Below are 16,223 nucleotides of genomic sequence, written 5' to 3' on the forward strand. Positions count from 1 at the left end.
CGCGACACCCGAGGAAGACGGCCGATGAGAGTTTTCGCAGCCCTGGATCCGCGCCTGCCCCTATCGCAGGTGCCCGCGGTGGCGCGCCGGATGGAGGCCCTCGGCTTCGACGGCATCCATATTCCGGAGACGATCCACGACTCCTTCGCGGTGGCGCTGCTGGCCGCCGAACACACCAGCCGCATCACCCTGCGCACCGCGATCACCCTCGCCTTCGTCCGCTCCCCCACGGTGGTGGCCTACGGCGCGTGGGATCTGGCGGCGTTCTCCGGCGGCCGCTTCGAACTGGGCCTGGGCACCCAGATCAAACAGAACATCGAGGGCCGCTACGGAATGCCGTGGTCCGAACCCGTTGCCCGGATGGGCGAATACCTGGAGGCGGTGCGGGAGTTGTTCGCGGCCTTCACCTCCGGCGGGCCGGTCCGATATGAGGGCGAGCATTACCGACTCACCCGGATGCAGCCGTATTTCAATCCCGGACCCGGCACGGCGGTCGCCCCGCCGGTGCTGCTGGGCGCGGTCAATCCCGGAATGTGCGCGCTGGCAGGGCGACTCGCGGACGGCGTGATCACCCACTCGACCAACTCCGATCCGGACTATCTCCGCGACGTGGTGCGGCCCGCGTTGGAGAAGGGCGCTGCCGAAGCGTCCCGGCCGGCGCCCGGGATCATCGCCGCCGCGCCGGTCGCGACGGGTGCGAACGCGGAGTCGGTGGGCAAGGAACGGGAGCGGATGCGCCGCCTGCTGGCCTTCCTGTATTCGACGCCGTCCTACAAGTCGACGCTGGTTCGCCTGGGCCTGCCCGAATTGTTCGACCAGCTGCGGGAAATGACGCAGGCGAACCAGTGGGACCGGCTGCACACGGTGATGTCGGACGACGTACTCGACGCCCTGCTCATCTACGGCGACTATGCCGCGCTGCCGGACCTGCTGCACGAGCGGTATGACGGCCTGGTCGAGGGCGTCGTACTGTCCGCGCCCGCCGATGACGGCGCGGACGATCGGCTGCGGCTCGCGATCGAGGACCTGCGCTCGCGCTGAACCCCTAGGTGTGGGCCGCGATCCGCCGCTCGATGACCGACAGCGCGAACTCGGCCCACCGAATGTTCTCCTGCTCCAGGGAGATTCCGCGCAACAGCGTCAGATACGGCCCGACCCGGTCGACTTCGGCCAGGTAGGCCTGTTCGCTGCGCCCGTCCAGCATCCGGGTGCGCAGCCGTTCGTAGCGGGCCAGGCGCGCCCGCGACCATTCCAGTTTGGCGGTGACGGCGGACCGCACGGCGGGGGCGTCCTCGGGTTCCATGGCCTGGACCTTCACCATCATCTCGTCACGGATGGCGGTGGGTTTGGCGGGCTCGGAGATGAATTCGCGCAATGCGGCCCGCCCGGCGGGGGTGATGGCGTGCAAGCGTTTGGTGGGGCGGCGTTCCTGTTCGACGACGCGGGTCTCGATGAGCCCGTCGGCGGCCATCCGCTCGAGTTCCTTGTACAGCTGCTGCGGGGTGGCGACCCAGAAGTTCGCCACCGGGGCGTCGAAACCCTTGGCCAGGTCGTAGCCGGAGGCCTCACCGTCCAGCAGGGCGGCCAGCACCGCGTTTCGTAGCGCCATCAGGTCAGGCTAACTGATCAATTAATTGACTGTGCGCGGCCGAGGCGGGCCCGGGGGCGCGGGCGCGCGCCGCACCCCCGGGTTCACGGCGCTACTTGGCCGAGAGGCTGCTGAGCAGGCCGGCGAGCGGGTTGCTCGCGGACGAGCCGGTGCCGGGGACGGGGGTCGGGGTGCAGTCCACGACGTCCACGGTGATGGTCTTGGTGCTGATGACTTCCTGGGTCGCCTTGAGGGTGTGCGAGCCGACGGTGGTCGGGGTCCAGGAGAAGACGGCCTGGCTGTTGGAGACCTTGGCATTGCCGACCGAGGCGTCGTTGTCGCTGAGGGAGACATCGAACAGGAACGAGGTCGGGGTGACGGCGACGGTCACGGTGGTGGCCTTGTTGAGGCAGACCTTGGCGTCGCTGACGGTGATCGAGTTGACCAACGCGCTGGCGTTGGGGGCGGTCAGCGCGGCGACGGCGGCCGCTGCGCCGATGGCCGTCGCGCCGATGCCGGCACGGTGGGAATTCTTCATGAAAGTGTGCTCCTCACTATTCGCCCACAACTTCGTGAGCGATGAGAAACGATAGTGCTTCACTGCTGGTGGCGACACACTTTCCGCGCATCCCACGATCGACGGCCGACCCGCACCCCGCATCTGCCGGCCTCCCGAGGACCGCGCGAGGCCGCTCGAATCCCCCACCGCCACACCGTGTTACGGCGGCTGCGCGCGCGGCGGCGGTGTCGCTGCGCACGCCCGCGGGCAGCGCCAACCTCATCGAGACATTGATGGGGTGCGCCCGCGGGCGTGCCGACCGGCGACGGACTAGCCGCCGAGCAGGCCCTTGGCGATGTGGGTCACCTGGATCTCGTTGGAGCCGGCGTAGATCATCAGCGACTTGGCGTCACGGGCGAGCTGCTCGACCTTGTACTCGGCCATGTAGCCGTTGCCGCCGAACAGCTGCACCGCCTCCATGGCGACCTCGGTGGCCGCGCGCGAGGAGTACAGCTTCATCGCCGACGCCTCGGCCAGGGACACCTTCTCCCCCGCCGCGGTGCGCTCGATGGCGTTGAACACCATGTTCTGCACATTGATTCGCGCGATCTCCATCTCGGCCAGCTTGAGCTGGATGAGCTGGAACTGCGCGATCTCCTTGCCCCACAGCTTGCGCGACTTCGCGTAATCGATGCTGAGCCGGTGGCATTCGTTGATGATGCCCAGCGCCAGCGACGCGATGCCGATCCGCTCGGCCGCGAACGACTCCTTGGCGCTGTCCTTGCCGTCGCCCTTGGCCGGGGTCTCGGTCTCGCCGAGCAGCCGGTCCGGGGTGATGCGGACATTGTTGAAGAACATCTCACCGGTCGGCGAGGAGTTCATGCCCATCTTCTTGAACGGCTTGCTCTGGGTGAAGCCCTCCATGCCCTTGTCGAGCACGAAGGTCAGCACCTTGCGGTCCCGCTTGTCGACGCCGTCGCCCTCGTCCAGCTTGGCGTAGACGACGGTGACGTCGGCGTACGGACCATTGGTGATGAAGGTCTTCTGACCGTTGAGGATGTAGTCCTCGCCGTCACGCCGCACGTACGACTTCATGCCGCCGAATGCGTCCGACCCGGAGTCCGGCTCGGTGATGGCCCACGCGCCGACCTTCTCGAAGGTGACCAGCTCCGGCAGCCACCGCTTCTTCTGCGCGAGCGTGCCGCGGCTGCGAATGGTGCCCACGGTCAGCCCCAGGCTCACGCCCATCGAGGCCACCAGGCCCAGGCTGATGCCCGCCAGCTCGCTGTTGAGGATCACCCCCATGCTGCCCGACCCGCTGAACCCGCCGCCCGACTTCCCCGAGCCGCCCGCGCTGGCGCCTTCCTCCTTCGCGAACGCCTTCTCCAGACCTTCCTTCGCCAGCTCGTCCAGCCCGAAGGTGGCGTACAGCTTCCGGATGATGTCGAAAGGCGGCAGCGCCCCACTCTCCAGCTGCTCGACGTTCGGCTTGATCTCCTTGTCGATGAACCCACGCAGTGCGTCGCGGAACATCAGGTCTTCGTCGGACCACTGGTACATGTAGTGAACTCCCGAGGGCTCGCGGAACGGTTACCCCCGAATATAGAACACGTTCTACTTCGATTGAACGCCGCAGGTGAGCTCATCGGGGCGATCCGGGTGGGGTGGCCGGTCTGTATGGTCGGTTGGGACATGCTGATCTTCCTACTGGCGCTCGCGGGATTCGCCTTCCTCGATTCCCTGCACGTCCTGAACATCGGGATCACCGCCGCGGTGGTCGTCGACAGCCGGCTGGGTCGCCGCTCGCCGGTTCCCGGGGCCTTGAGCTTCATCGCAGGACTCTTCGCCGTCACAACAGCATTCGGGATCTGCACCGTTTTGGGGCTCGGCTTCCTGACAGATCTCATCCACTTCGACATCACGCCGACCATTCGCTATTGGGCCGAGCTCGTCATCGGGGTACTGCTGCTGATCCTCGGCGCGGTTCGACTACCCAGTCAGGCGACCAACGAAATCCCGCCCTGGGCCATCGAGGCCAGACGACGACCGCTACTCCTGGGCTTGATCGGAGCCGCGATCGGTCTCGCGCAAGCGCCGACCGCGGTCCCCTACCTGGCGGCCCTGGCGATGCTCACGATCCGAGAACCACGCCCCACCCTGTGGCCCCTGATCGTGGCCGCCTACTGCCTCATCGCCCTCTTGCCACCGCTACTGGTGCTGTTCGCCGCCACCCGCCGCTCAGCCCGCGTACAGCGGTTCTACCGCGGTTTCGTCCGCGCGCTGACCCGATTCGGCCCCCTGTCGATTCGAATCCTCTTCGCGCTCTTCGGAGCCGCGCTCATCGTGGACGCCATTCGGCACTACTCGTCGTTGTAGAGGTCCACTTCGTGCGGATCCCGCCCGTCATGCTCCCGCGATCTCGATGACGAAGATCGAGTTGCCGTCCGGATCGACGAACGGGGCTTTGCGACCGGCCGCGCCGTCCGGCCCGACGAGGATGAACGGTCCGGGATCGACACCGCGTGAGCCAATTTCGGCGACGGCGGTCTCCAGGTCGGGAACGGCGATGTTCACCAGCGCGCGGCCGGCCTGGTCGGGGTCGACCACGATGTAGACGAACACGGTGTCGCCCAGCTGCCACATCGCCTCTGTCCCCGGTGTCACCAGGACATCGGCGGCGCGACCGAACAGGCGGGTGTACCAGTCCTCGGCTGCCGCGAAATCGGTCACCGCCAGGCCGAAGAACAGCGAGTTCACGTCCATGCCTCAGCCGATCGCGGTCTCGTGCACGGAATGCCACCGGTAGCCGTCCGGTTCGGCGGTCAGCACCGCGGTCACCCGGCGAGCGGCGCTACCGGTCGGGCTGTGGTGGATCTCGAGGAAGCGGACCACGACCATCCCGCCCACCCGGTTCAACTCGACTACCTCGCCGATCTCGATCCGCAGACCGGGCACCGCATTCCGAGCCGTACGCAGCCCGGCGAGCAGCGCCTCGCGCGCAACCACCGACCCGTCGGTACTCACCATGGTGAACCCCGGATCCTGCGCGCCGGCGAAGCGTTCGAACACCTCGAGTTCCGCCTCGCTACCCAACCAGGCCGCGAGATCGTCGTGCAGGTTCTGAATCGCGATGCCAAGGTCCACAGTGCTGACTGCTCTGTCGTCGGTCACACCAGCGATCGTACGGACGGCTCGCCGTCACCGGTCAGTCGAACCAGTCGGGGTCGCCGCCCGCGATGAACCCGGACAGGATCGTCGAATCCCGATGCGCCTCCTGCAACAGCGCCCCGAGCTGCCGGAGCGCCTCGGCGTCTTCCCCGTAGGCGACGAACATTCCCGCCTCGGGGTCGTAGTCGATCCGGTCCGCCAGCTCGGGCGCCCGCATCGCCACCGCCGACCGAGCGACGCCGGCCCAGCCGTAACCGCCACCGTCGTAACCGAGCTCGGCGAACACCTCCTCGGTGGAGAGCATGTGATTGTCGGACAGCATCAGGCAGAAGTGCCCGGGCTTGTGGTCGTACTCGAAGAACACCAGCGGGGCATAGGTTTCACGATCGGTCACGGCTGGAACCTATCGGAACCCTCCGACACCGAGTTGCCGCTGGTCGCCACACAATCGGGCGAGCCGCAAATTCGGCTCAGAGTGCATCGGGTTCCTGACGTTACCCTCGAAGGCTCAGGGGCTGGTTTCGGAAGTCTCCGGCTTCTTCCGGACATAGAGGGTCTGGTGTGCGCGAGCGACCAGGGTGCCGTTCGAATCGACGATCCGGGTCTCGTGCTCGGTGATGGATTTCGAGCCGTCGGCGGTGGTGCGGCGGATGTCGTCCATCAGTTCGCGGGGCATCAGCATGGTGGTGCGGACGGTGCCGCGGCCGGGAGCGATGAACTCGATGTCGGCCGTGGTGTTCCAGATCCGATAGCCCTGGCCGAGTTGGCCGTTGGCCATCATGCCGAAGAACGGGTCGGTCATCGCGAACAGGGACCAACCCGGTGCGGCGCCATTGTGGTTGGAGTTCCAGCGGCGCACCTTCAGGCTCACGTCGGTGGACGTCCAGTCGTCGGCGAATCGGTCCACTCGCACTCCGAGGAACAGGAGGGACGGGGCGAGATTCATGACCGTGCGGAGCCTGCGTGGTGTCAGGACGGCTGCCGGAATGGTCCGCCCCTCGAATCCCCCTGGTTTGAAACGCATTTCGCCACCCTACCTACCGGCCAGTACAGCGCACGCCGGGCGGAGGCCGTGCGCGCCGCCCTGGCCGGTCGGTCACTATTTGTCGGCCGGTGCGTAGACCAGTTCGAGGATTCCGGACGAGAAGGCCGTACTCTTCACCAGACGCAGCTTCACGGGCTCATCCATCTCCGGGAACAGCGGCGCACCCTTGCCCGCGGCGGCGGGCAGCACCCACAGGCGGTATTCGTCCACCACGCCGAGCTTGATCAGGGAATGCATGAACTCCGTGCCACCGACGGCCACCAAGTCCTTGCCGGGCTCGGCCTTGAGCTCGGCGATCTCCTCGGCGGTGTCACCGGACGCGATGCGTGTCTCGGGCCAGTCATCAGCGGATTTCAGGGTGCGGGAGAACACGACCTTGGGAATCTCGTTCATCGCCTTGGCCGACGGGTGATCAGAGGTCGGCCAGAACCCGGCCATGATCTCGTAGGACTTACGGCCCATCAGGAAAGCACCAGCCTCCCAGAGCCGGCTCACGAAGTACGCCTCCTGCTCGTCGTCGTCAATGCTCATCATGACGTCACGGATTCCGTTGTCCGCGTCGGCGCTCTTGCCATCGAGCGAAACATAGAAGCCGAGAATCAACTTCCGCATGCTGGTGCCTCCAGGTGCTGTCGGGATGTCCACCGGTACTGACGGCGGCACCATCCGAAACTCATCGGAGTACGGGGCCTTCTCACTCCTCCGCGCGAGCGAGGGCCTCTGCTTCCATCGCGGCGATGAAATCGTCGACGTTCGAGCCGTAGATGCCCCAGCTGTTCACACCACCGAGCTCGACGAGGCGATGTGCACCTGCCCCTGCCACGACGGCGCCACCGCCCCGGCGCCGGTGGGGAAGCCGGCAACAGGGTCGGTGACGAAGGCGGCGGCTGCGACGAGGGTGAGGCCGTAGATGCCCAGCAGGAGAGGGCCCCAGGTCCGTGCGTGGCCGACGTCGAGCGCTCGCCGGGCACCGAGGGCGCCTGTCGCGGCGAGCAGCCCGGTGACGATGAAGTTCGTGGTCTGGATCCAGCCGAGGTCGCCGAGACTAAGGGCACTGAGCGGCTGGCGAGAAGGGTCGAACCCGACTCGGTTCGCCTCCTGGAGCAGGACGGTTGTCAGGAACAGCGGGCCAGCGACAGCACCGCAGCCGAGCATGAACCGGACGAGACTCGAACGGTTCGAGCGGTCTTGGTCGGGCGGTGCAGGAAGGGTCGTGCGGCTGGTTGCGGTAGTGGACATGGTGATCACTCCTTCGTGCTGGTCTGCCAGGAGAAGTGCTGATGCTCAGCGGGTGATCCTGTGCATCGTCGAGGTGTAGCCGCCATCGGGAAAGGTCCACTGGCCGACCGCGATGTTCTCGTCGACGAAGGTGCCCTTGTAGTAGGACGAAGACCCGGGCTCGCCGCCCCAGATGGTCAGGACGTCTTCGTCCATTTCGTATACGTAGTCGAGTGTGTTGCCCCGGGTGTCGTATGCGCGCGAGCGGACCTCGGGGCTCGGCGGCTCACCGAAGGGCTGGAGATGGCCGATGACCTCGAGTGCCTTCACATCGCTGCCGAACAAGTGCATGTCGACATGTTGAAGGAGGAAGAAGCCGCCTTCCATCCACTCGTACTTGACGGTGCCGGTGCTGTCGCCGGAGAGCTGCCAGGTGCCGATTAGACGGCTCAGCGACTGCATGGCCGGGCTGGGTGCCGGGGCCGGACTGGTGTCGTTCATCGTGGTTTCCTCTCGTCTCGGATGATGCCTTTTACGGTAGAAAAGACGAGTGGGTGAGATATCTCAGAAATCCGCAGGCTCGCCCGACCGCAACAGGGTCTTGCTGCAGGGCGGGCTGCTGGAGCCGGATATGTTCGACCGCTACTTCTCCGTTCGAGCGTTCGAGCCCGCCGCCGACCTGGCAGCGTGCGTGTCGCACTACTGGGTCATGCGGTGGCGGCTGCCCTACAACGTGATCTATCGACCGGTCGAGGTGCTCCCCACGCCGATGGTGCACGCCTTCGTCACCGCACAGCGCGCTTTCGTGCACGGGATCACCGACGGCGCCCTCAGCTATGACACGGCTGGTGTCGGCGCCATGGCCGGCATCGCGTTCAAGCCTGGCGGTTTCGCGCCGTACTGGGGTAAACCCATGAGTCAGCTGCGCGGCGGTCACATCGACCTGAGCACTGTGTTCCCGGACGCCGGCACGCGTCTGTACAGCGAGCTCCTGCATGAGCCCGAGGAGCAGATTGCGGATGCCCTGGACGGACTCCTGCGCTCCAGGCAGGTCCAGCCTTCCCTCCAGCACCTACAGCTCATCGCGGACGCCGTCGATGCCATCATGCGAGAGGACGGCCCCACCACCGTGAGCGCCCTTGCCGCGGAGCTCTTCCGCAGCGAACGCAGCCTCCAGGCGACCTTTGCCGAGCATGTCGGCGTCGGCCCCAAATGGCTCCTGAAACGCCAACGGCTGCTAAAGGCGATCGGCACGACCGCCGGAACAGCACGTCCGGGTTGGGCCGACCTGGCCGCCGATACCGGCTACAGCAGCCAGACGCATCTCCTGAACGACTTCAAGCACGTCGTCGGAGTCACACCCACCGTCTATCTCCGGCACCTACGCCGACAGTAGCCACAAGTCACTTACACCGAGGTACCACCGTCCACCGTTGTCGCCTGACAAAGTCTGCTCGCATGTACATCTCGGCGCCACGAGATCGAGCCATCGCATCTCCGCAATCGGCGCTCACAGAGCGTCCCGCACACCGCACGCCTCCAGATCAACGCCCCGCGTGACTTTTCGTTCCGTTGCGCTTCTTCGGGTGACTGGAGATCTGATGCTGGACGGGATTCCAGATGCTCGGCCGTTCGAGACGACGTTCGCGCTGAACGACGGGCACATGATCGCAACCCAAATCTTCCAAGCCGTCTAGATCGCGATTGGACGATTCCGAAGCGTGCGTTCTCAGCTCACGCTATTCTCGGCAGAAGCGGACGTACTGCGGCGTAAAGGGTTCCAGCTGCCCGCGGGACCCACCACCGCGGCCCCGGACCGCGCGGGTAGCGGCAAAGTAGTGCGTTCGATGGCAGGGGCCGGGACAGGCAAACAACGACCGATGAAGGTCGGCATGAAGACTGGATCACTGGCCCACCACTTCTCCCAACTCGCCGGGAAGCAGGCTGAATACCACCGTGTCGCGTCGCCGACCTTGAAAGGGCATATGTGACCGCAACACGCCCTCCCGCACGAAACCACACCGCTCAGCGACGCGCTGGGAGGCCCGATTATCTGGCGCGCAGGTCAATTCCAGTCGCATCACCGCCAGATCAGCGAAAGCCCACCGGGCAAGCAGCCGCACCGACCGGCTCGCCACACCGTGCCCCCGGGCGGGCACAGCGACCCAATATCCGACCGCCGCGCTCCCCGCGTTCCAATCGATGTCATAGATCGAAGCGCCACCCCAGACACGATTGGAATCATTCGTATCGACGATCGCGAAACTGATGGCTTCCCCGCGCACACGCTCAGCTTCCTCATCGATGAACCGCGCCCGCAGATGATCCTCAGTGAAGGCTTCGACCAAGGGCCAGGAAAACGCCATACAGCACGGATCTCGAAACCCCGCAAACCGTTGCTCGAAATCCGATGCGATCCAAAGGCGCAATGCCACAACATCATCGGCAAGCCCACCCGGCGGCGGAGTGATCATCGGCATGCCTCAGACGGTAGACCCACCACAGAACTGGAATGGCACTGCATTCGGCATGAGCGGACGTTCTGCACTGCACCAGGTTCCGGCTGCCGGCACCCCGCGCTGGCCAGTCCGGTCAGCGCGGTACGCGGCAGATCAGTACGTTTGGCGCCGTTCAACGCGGGTGCGGTATGGGGCGACCGTACAGGTGGTCGTGGTCCGGGCGAGGATGGCTAGTTCGGGGTCGACCAGAAGCGGGCGCACCATACAGGCAAGACCGACGGCGTCGGATATGCCTGTGGCGGTGCAGAATCTGCCAGCGAGCGCTAGCGCGCCGATGTCAGTCCTGGCCGGTCGTGGTGGCGTCACCCATAGCTTCCGCGTTGTAGGCCAACAGCTCCCAGCTGTGGCCGTCCGGGTCGTCGATGGCCCGGTTGTACAGCCACCCCATGTCCTGTGCCTCCCGTGGTTCGGTGGCGCCCGCGGCCAGTACGGCGTCGGCAAGCCGGTCCACCTCTTCGCGCGACCCGGCGGCCAGCGCGTTGATCACCTCGATCGGACCATCCGCGGTGTCTCGCTTGGTGAAAGTCGCGAACGTCTCGCGCGTCATCAGCTGCACGACGATCGCGTCGGCGAGGACCACCTGGGCGGAGGTGTCCCCGGTGAAGTCCGGGTTGATCGTGCCTCCCATCGCCGCGTACACCTTCTTGCTCGCTTCCAGGTCGGTGACCGGCAGGTTGACGTAGATCTGCGTGAATGCCATGAGGTGCCTCCAAGGATGGTCGGTGCGCCGGGTGTTCCCGGCGACATCGCAAACCTAGGGGCGTACCTCGACATCGGTCTTGTACAGAAGCGACAACATCTCGTCGCTGTCTCCGCGCCGCAGCTGAGAAGCTGTGCGGCCGGTGAACCGGGTCAGCGAACGCGCGAGGTGCGGCTGGTCGTGGTATCCCGTCGACTGCGCGACCTCGATCAACGGCATACCCTGCTGCACCAGCAGCACAGCCTGTCTGGCCCGCTCGATCTGTCGGATCGCGCCCTGCGTCAGCCCGGTCGCCGCGACCACCCGCCGTTGCACCGACCGTGGAGTGACCAGAGTGGTCCCGTCCCCGCGGAGCACATCGGTGACCAGCGGATCACGCACCAGCAGTCCGGCCCGGACCAGACGATCCACAAAGACGTCCGCATTGTCGTAGGCCGGAATCTCCCATTCCTCGCCCTGCAGCACGAACGAGCGAGCCGTGGTGTGCGGACTGGACACCGCGGTGTCGACCAGCGTCGACACCGGCATCGGCGCCAGGAAAGCGCCATGGCGGAAGATGATCCCGAGCGTGTCGCCCGCACCCGGCCCCAGCTCCAGCACCGTGGGACCGGTCTCCGGGCCGCGGACCGAAACGTGTGTCTCCCCGCGGTCGCGCCAGACGACAAGCTCCCAATTCGAATTCGCCACCGACCGCATCCGCGCCGCTACCGCCCCGGCAACCGATCCAGCCCGATAGACCCGCTCGACATAGGGGGAATCGGACAGGCGCTGCTCGACTCCACCGGCCGGCTCGAGGCTCACGACCAAGAAACTAACACCGGCGGTCGCCTGCTGCAGTGCTCGAGCCTGCGGGAGCCGCCTCAGCGGACGGGCTCCACGACCATAGGCACGATCGGGATACCGGCGGGATCGAACAAGTCCCGACCGCACGAGTCGCACTCGCCCTCACCAGGCTTCGCTTCCGTCTCGGGGAGCTGCCACACGTTCATGCCACCGCACGGACAGTCGATGATGTACAGCAACTCGGGAGAAGGCCGATCCAGACCCCACGCCAGACTCGACGCCGTCGTGCGACGCATGACGCCGACACGATAGGTGTCGTCGCCGGACCGTAGTTCGCCGAGCGCCAACCCCGCACTCGCCAGGGCTTCATCCACTGCGCGCAGGATCGCCGGCACGTGTTCACCACGATCGAGGTCAGCCCCGGCCGCTTGCCTGGCAGCGGACTCGACTGCCACGACAACCGCACTGTCCTTCCCGAAGGCCGCCACCCGAGCCGATACGAACTGCGCTATCTGTCCGGTCCGTTCCTCGCCGGACCAGTCGACCGGCAAAAGAACCCCCTCCTGGATCAAGGAATCCACCACATCGTCCGCATCGAGTAGGAATCCCCGCTCAGCCGCCGCAAGGAAATGCGCCATATCGCTCACGCCGCCAGCATACGAACGAGCATCCGAACGGCTGCGCAACCCCGAGCCGGGTACGGTAGGCCGTCAATGCTGCTTTCGACCTGTTGTTCTGTCAGCCCTAGGTGGGGCTGGTCAAGTCGTTGCCACGGAGCGAAATCGACGTCCGGTCGTGCTGAACCCGCTGTTCCGCGTTCAGAACGATGAGCCCGTGCCGCCGAAGGGCCATGGCGGAATCGGCCCGTTGTCGACCACCACGTTGTCGTACCGAATCCCGAGGATCGGATTGTCCTCGTCGCACCAGCGCTCGCGGTCGGTCGAACAGCGCTCGCGATGACTACCACAATCACCACCCACGGCCGAGGTCCTATGTGCGGGAAGGTAGGCACGGACTGTTCGCTGTCTTTCTCTTCCGCAGTCGAAGATCACGTCCACGCGATAGGTGTCGTCAGTTTCGTTGCGGCACCAGTGGCCAGTGCAGGAGACCCAGGGAGCCAGCACGACCGGATCGGGATCGGCCACCATAGCCAGACAGTCCTGCTCGCCGTAGCCGGTCACACCGACGTACGATCCGGGCCAAGCCGGTTCGCGGTCTCGATCGAATTCGATCCAGAACCGCCGCACCACGGGCATATTCTTCCCTTCGTGATCACCGAACGCTTGCACGGTAGCAACGTCCGTTCGACGCCCACCACTCGATAATCGGCAGTAGCGGAGGTTGTTGGCGGACGTTCGGAGCGGGACGAACGCGGTCGCTCACATAATCCTCACAATTCCGGCGCAAACCGTGCATATCGGCGACCTAGGCTGCTGTCGTGTTCCTCAAAGCTTTTCGATCCTCCGATGCGCCCCTGTGCGCCGTGGTCGTGGCCACGATTGTGCTCGGCGTGACGCTGCATCGCGGTTGGATAGTCACCAAGTTATGGATTCTCGCCTTGCCATTGCTGCTGGGAGCGTTCGTGGCTGCCTTGGCCTGCTTCGTGCTGCTGCTGTTTCTGGCCGGCCGCGATACGCGACCGTGGCCTCTGGCGGCAACCGCGATGCTCGCACTGATCGGGATCGGCGGGTCGGTCTTTCTCTTCGTCGACTCGAACGCTAATGCGTGGACCAGGTTTTGGGTCGAGCGACCGGCATTCGCCGCTATCGCAGCGATGGAACTGCCGGACGGCAAGATCGACTACTACGGTGTCGAGCTGCCTCCGTACCTGTGTCTCGTTTCGGCGAACTGCCGAGTGGCAGTGATCGGCACCAGTGGTGGGCAGCCAGTGCTGTTCGTACCCGACTACATCGGGATCCCCGACGATGCGCTCGGCTACGGACATTTCGTCGGAACACCCGAGCCCGGACCGTACGACGGGTTCGGCGAACCTGTCTGCCCCACGATGGAGCTGGCGGGCGGTTGGTGGTGGCTCGACTCCTGCTGGGAAGCGACCGGCACCGGACAACGCTCGGTCCGTTGATCTTTCGCTGTGCCGCTTGGCGCCTAGGGCGTGTCTGACAAAGCGCGAGAGACACCGGCTGCTCGCACCGCACCGGAATCCGGGCGCCGGAATACCGCGCTAGCCGGTTCGGTCAGCGCGGTACGCGGAATGTGCGGACATTCGAGTTCCTTGTCCTCACGGTGTCGAGCGGGGCGATGGGTTCGGAACGCAAGGGAACTCGGATTCCGAGCGTTGAGGCGGAGAGCTTGGATGAATCGTCACACCTGCCAGTCCACTCGGTGGCCGTCACGGAGGAGGGATTCCTCCACTGCGGCCCAGTCCTCCACCCACTCAGCGCGACAGTCGATTTCCATGGCGGGATCATCGGCAATACGGATCATGTCGCCTCCTGCCAGCTCTCGCTCCTCTGGCGTCTCGGCCAAGTCCTCCATTCTGTCGACTCGGATAAAGCGCCCTACTTCGGCGCCGGCCGCGATTCGACCCGCAGTGCCGTAGTAGCGGATCGCGTCCGTGTGCCTGGCGATCTCCTCTGAACGATCCAGCTCCGCAACCACGCGCGATCCCACACTTATCGACAAGGTGACGCTCACGGTCTTCCCGAAGAGCACGACGGCGCCTTTGGCGGTCGTAGAGTTCTCCTCCGCCTCGACGACGACCGCCTCGAGAGTCACAAACGGCCCCTCCGTAACGGTGACTCGCTGACCAACCTGAAATCCGACCATGAAGCCTGACATTCCCACACCGATCCGCCCACAGCCACAGGCAGCCCTCCAGAACAGGAACAACTGCCCTCCGCGCGAAATCTTCTACGAACATGGCAGTTGCGGACGTTCCGCCGACCTCGGCTCGGCTCGGCCGGTTGATCTTCGGCCCACCGCTCCGGCCGGTTCGGTCAGCGCGACCAGCGGCAGTAGCGGGTATTCGGTCGTGTGCCGGTCCGGGGTGTATTTAGGGTCATTGCGCGGACAGGGACTCGCCGTCGTTCCGGGAAGGTTGTGGGCAGGTTGACGGATTTGCTGTGGAGCGAGGTCAAGAACTTCTTCGACCCCGATCTGATGGGCAGGTTGCCGGATGTGTTTGTGGAGGGCACCTCGGTCGAAGATTGGCAGGCGGTGTTCGATCTGATCCGCTCCAGGGGGTGGGCGTGGCAGTACTTCGAAGGATCGCGCGAGCGGCAGTTGCCCTCTGCCGCAGAGGTTTTGTCGCACCCTGCCGACGCGGAGGTCATGACACTGCGTGTGTGGCCCGTGCCGGATGTGGAGGTGATTTTCCGCCCCTGGGCCGCCGAGGAGATGGACTTCGATGTCGATCTTCACCAGTTGTAGGGCCAGGTCGGAGTCGACACGCTGTGCGATTTCCTGTGCGCAATCGGTCGGCGGCTGGGTAAGCCTGTGTCGATGTACGCAGAGGGTGGACATCATTCCCCGGTACTCGGTTTCGACCCAACCGCTGACCGTGTGGTGCTGCTGGCAGATCCACACCTGGACTGAGCCTGAACCGACGAATAACGAGCACCCTCAACTCGGCAGTTGCGAACATTCCGTCGGCTTCAGATCGTCTCGGCCGGTCGATCTTCCGCCGCGGTATGCGGCATGTGCGGACGTTTGAAGCGGTGTTGGATGTCGACGTGGCTGTGCGTCCAGAGCGTCGGGCAGCCATCGACCGGTGAGGACCGGTCGGTCTAGCTCAGAAACCGGCGCTGCCGGATCCGAGGGGGCTGCCGCTGCCCGTTCCGCTACCGGTGACGGTGCAGTGGCCCGATTGCGTGGGTGACGGGGTGGTCGACCCCGACGGGGCGGCGACAACGGTCACGGTCAACTTGATCGGCGCAGGTATGACGAACGGCTTACTGACCGAGGTCTTGATGGTGATTTCGTGTGTTCCGGCGGTGGTGGGAACCCACGGAACCGTATTGCCGGGTTGCGCGTACGAGAAGCTCCCGAGGCATGTCCCGTTGTCGTAGAAGCTCGCGTAGAGCGCGTCGTCCAGTGGTGCGCCCGCGTAGATCGAGTAGGTCTGTCCGACGATGTAGGACGACGGCACCACGCAGGTGCCGGTCGAGCAATCGTCGACCTGGGGTGCGTCGACGAAGGCAGAGACGGTGGGCGCGGAAAGAGTGACGAAAGTCGCGGCCAGAGTCAAAGTTGTTGCACCCCAGCTGATGTGGTGGATGGCGCGGGTCTTGGCGGGCATTCGAGAACTCCTCTTTCGTACCCCCGGTCAGGGGTTGGGGAGAATCTAACCGCCGCCGATTCTGAAATTGGTTCACTTCAGTAAACCCATGTGCCCCAACTTCCTTGGGCGATATTTCCGGGGTCAGCCCTTTTGGGTAGGGGGCTTCCCTTAACCGATCACCCACGCTCGCAACGCCCGACTCGAGGTGTCCGACGACCGCGATCCCACGGCCCGTCAGCGTGATACGTCCTCAACTGGTAACCGAAACAGCTCATCGCGCGGAGCATCATTTGGCATGGCCCGATCACGAACGCCCTGGGTGAGGAGCATTCACCACGCTCCGTGACCGACTCGAACCGCGCGCTACGCGGTGTGGTCTCAATGGGTTAGCGCAACACTGAGTTGGTCCTGGTGAACGAGGATGTGATGCGCGATGGCCTCGACAAGACCGTTGTCGGAGAAG

General features: G+C 65.2%; 22 protein-coding genes. 5 read left to right on the top strand and 17 right to left on the bottom strand.

Features of this window, described 5'->3' with window-relative positions; all coding sequences use genetic code 11:
- Nucleotides 1-24 precede the first annotated feature (24 nt).
- Nucleotides 25-1,041 carry a TIGR03617 family F420-dependent LLM class oxidoreductase gene (locus ACWEOI_RS35075; RefSeq protein ID WP_452362356.1) on the top strand — a complete coding sequence of 339 codons (1,017 nt, stop codon included), beginning with the start codon at nucleotides 25-27 and terminating at the stop codon, nucleotides 1,039-1,041.
- Between the two features lie 4 nt (nucleotides 1,042-1,045).
- Here ACWEOI_RS35075 and ACWEOI_RS35080 read toward each other — a convergent pair whose 3' ends face one another.
- From ACWEOI_RS35080 to ACWEOI_RS35090, 3 genes are all read right to left on the bottom strand, one after another.
- On the bottom strand, nucleotides 1,046-1,609 hold the full coding sequence (locus ACWEOI_RS35080) for a PadR family transcriptional regulator (protein WP_452362357.1): 564 nt from the start codon (nucleotides 1,607-1,609) through the stop codon (nucleotides 1,046-1,048).
- 91 nt (nucleotides 1,610-1,700) lie between these two features.
- Nucleotides 1,701-2,126, bottom strand: coding sequence for a hypothetical protein (locus tag ACWEOI_RS35085; RefSeq protein WP_433672296.1), 426 nt, complete (start codon nucleotides 2,124-2,126; stop codon nucleotides 1,701-1,703).
- 291 nt (nucleotides 2,127-2,417) lie between these two features.
- Entirely contained in the window at nucleotides 2,418-3,647 is a 1,230-nt protein-coding gene (locus ACWEOI_RS35090; RefSeq protein WP_433672295.1) for an acyl-CoA dehydrogenase family protein, read from the bottom strand.
- Nucleotides 3,648-3,779: 132 nt separating this feature from the next.
- Here ACWEOI_RS35090 and ACWEOI_RS35095 point away from each other — a divergent pair, with 132 nt between their 5' ends.
- On the top strand, nucleotides 3,780-4,463 hold the full coding sequence (locus tag ACWEOI_RS35095) for a GAP family protein (RefSeq protein ID WP_433672294.1): 684 nt from the start codon (nucleotides 3,780-3,782) through the stop codon (nucleotides 4,461-4,463).
- 27 nt (nucleotides 4,464-4,490) lie between these two features.
- On the opposite strand, the gene ACWEOI_RS35100 is transcribed toward ACWEOI_RS35095, so the two are convergent.
- The 7 genes from ACWEOI_RS35100 to ACWEOI_RS35130 form a co-directional block, all read right to left on the bottom strand.
- Nucleotides 4,491-4,850 (bottom strand): VOC family protein, encoded by a 360-nt coding sequence (locus tag ACWEOI_RS35100; RefSeq protein WP_452362358.1) that lies wholly within the window; start codon nucleotides 4,848-4,850, stop codon nucleotides 4,491-4,493.
- A 3-nt stretch (nucleotides 4,851-4,853) separates the two neighbouring features.
- Nucleotides 4,854-5,258, bottom strand: a complete 405-nt coding sequence (locus ACWEOI_RS35105) for a hypothetical protein (protein ID WP_452362359.1) — start codon at nucleotides 5,256-5,258, stop codon at nucleotides 4,854-4,856.
- A 34-nt stretch (nucleotides 5,259-5,292) separates the two neighbouring features.
- Nucleotides 5,293-5,649: an immunity 51 family protein gene (locus ACWEOI_RS35110; RefSeq protein WP_379276117.1), complete on the bottom strand. Its 357-nt coding sequence runs from the start codon at nucleotides 5,647-5,649 to the stop codon at nucleotides 5,293-5,295.
- A gap of 114 nt (nucleotides 5,650-5,763) precedes the next feature.
- Nucleotides 5,764-6,279, bottom strand: a complete 516-nt coding sequence (locus ACWEOI_RS35115) for a DUF4442 domain-containing protein (RefSeq protein ID WP_452362360.1) — start codon at nucleotides 6,277-6,279, stop codon at nucleotides 5,764-5,766.
- Nucleotides 6,280-6,354: 75 nt separating this feature from the next.
- Nucleotides 6,355-6,912, bottom strand: a complete 558-nt coding sequence (locus tag ACWEOI_RS35120; RefSeq protein ID WP_452362361.1) for a dihydrofolate reductase family protein — start codon at nucleotides 6,910-6,912, stop codon at nucleotides 6,355-6,357.
- A 165-nt stretch (nucleotides 6,913-7,077) separates the two neighbouring features.
- A complete protein-coding gene (locus tag ACWEOI_RS35125) occupies nucleotides 7,078-7,539 on the bottom strand; it encodes a DUF998 domain-containing protein (RefSeq protein ID WP_452362362.1) in 462 nt (153 codons plus the stop codon).
- A 45-nt stretch (nucleotides 7,540-7,584) separates the two neighbouring features.
- Complete coding sequence (locus ACWEOI_RS35130; RefSeq protein WP_452362363.1) at nucleotides 7,585-8,019, bottom strand: hypothetical protein; 435 nt, start codon at nucleotides 8,017-8,019, stop codon at nucleotides 7,585-7,587.
- A gap of 49 nt (nucleotides 8,020-8,068) precedes the next feature.
- Between ACWEOI_RS35130 and ACWEOI_RS35135 the strand changes: the two genes are divergently transcribed.
- Nucleotides 8,069-8,914 (top strand): helix-turn-helix domain-containing protein, encoded by an 846-nt coding sequence (locus tag ACWEOI_RS35135; protein ID WP_452362364.1) that lies wholly within the window; start codon nucleotides 8,069-8,071, stop codon nucleotides 8,912-8,914.
- Nucleotides 8,915-9,422: 508 nt separating this feature from the next.
- Here ACWEOI_RS35135 and ACWEOI_RS35140 read toward each other — a convergent pair.
- The 5 genes from ACWEOI_RS35140 to ACWEOI_RS35160 all read right to left on the bottom strand — a co-directional run bounded on the left by ACWEOI_RS35140 (nucleotide 9,423) and on the right by ACWEOI_RS35160 (nucleotide 12,809).
- Nucleotides 9,423-9,998, bottom strand: a complete 576-nt coding sequence (locus ACWEOI_RS35140; protein ID WP_452362365.1) for a GNAT family N-acetyltransferase — start codon at nucleotides 9,996-9,998, stop codon at nucleotides 9,423-9,425.
- A 316-nt stretch (nucleotides 9,999-10,314) separates the two neighbouring features.
- Nucleotides 10,315-10,737 (bottom strand): VOC family protein, encoded by a 423-nt coding sequence (locus tag ACWEOI_RS35145; protein WP_452362366.1) that lies wholly within the window; start codon nucleotides 10,735-10,737, stop codon nucleotides 10,315-10,317.
- A 54-nt stretch (nucleotides 10,738-10,791) separates the two neighbouring features.
- Nucleotides 10,792-11,538: a helix-turn-helix domain-containing protein gene (locus tag ACWEOI_RS35150; RefSeq protein WP_452362367.1), complete on the bottom strand. Its 747-nt coding sequence runs from the start codon at nucleotides 11,536-11,538 to the stop codon at nucleotides 10,792-10,794.
- A gap of 59 nt (nucleotides 11,539-11,597) precedes the next feature.
- Nucleotides 11,598-12,158: a DUF6630 family protein gene (locus ACWEOI_RS35155; protein ID WP_452362373.1), complete on the bottom strand. Its 561-nt coding sequence runs from the start codon at nucleotides 12,156-12,158 to the stop codon at nucleotides 11,598-11,600.
- Nucleotides 12,159-12,338: 180 nt separating this feature from the next.
- Entirely contained in the window at nucleotides 12,339-12,809 is a 471-nt protein-coding gene (locus tag ACWEOI_RS35160; RefSeq protein ID WP_452362368.1) for a hypothetical protein, read from the bottom strand.
- A gap of 149 nt (nucleotides 12,810-12,958) precedes the next feature.
- Here ACWEOI_RS35160 and ACWEOI_RS35165 point away from each other — a divergent pair, with 149 nt between their 5' ends.
- Complete coding sequence (locus tag ACWEOI_RS35165) at nucleotides 12,959-13,603, top strand: hypothetical protein (protein WP_452362369.1); 645 nt, start codon at nucleotides 12,959-12,961, stop codon at nucleotides 13,601-13,603.
- A 239-nt stretch (nucleotides 13,604-13,842) separates the two neighbouring features.
- On the opposite strand, the gene ACWEOI_RS35170 is transcribed toward ACWEOI_RS35165, so the two are convergent.
- Nucleotides 13,843-14,319 carry a hypothetical protein gene (locus ACWEOI_RS35170; protein ID WP_452362370.1) on the bottom strand — a complete coding sequence of 159 codons (477 nt, stop codon included), beginning with the start codon at nucleotides 14,317-14,319 and terminating at the stop codon, nucleotides 13,843-13,845.
- A 270-nt stretch (nucleotides 14,320-14,589) separates the two neighbouring features.
- Between ACWEOI_RS35170 and ACWEOI_RS35175 the strand changes: the two genes are divergently transcribed.
- A complete protein-coding gene (locus tag ACWEOI_RS35175; protein WP_452362371.1) occupies nucleotides 14,590-14,910 on the top strand; it encodes a hypothetical protein in 321 nt (106 codons plus the stop codon).
- A gap of 361 nt (nucleotides 14,911-15,271) precedes the next feature.
- On the opposite strand, the gene ACWEOI_RS35180 is transcribed toward ACWEOI_RS35175, so the two are convergent.
- Nucleotides 15,272-15,778 (bottom strand): hypothetical protein, encoded by a 507-nt coding sequence (locus ACWEOI_RS35180; protein ID WP_452362372.1) that lies wholly within the window; start codon nucleotides 15,776-15,778, stop codon nucleotides 15,272-15,274.
- Nucleotides 15,779-16,223 lie beyond the last annotated feature (445 nt).

This window comes from Nocardia sp. NPDC004340 (assembly GCF_053602575.1).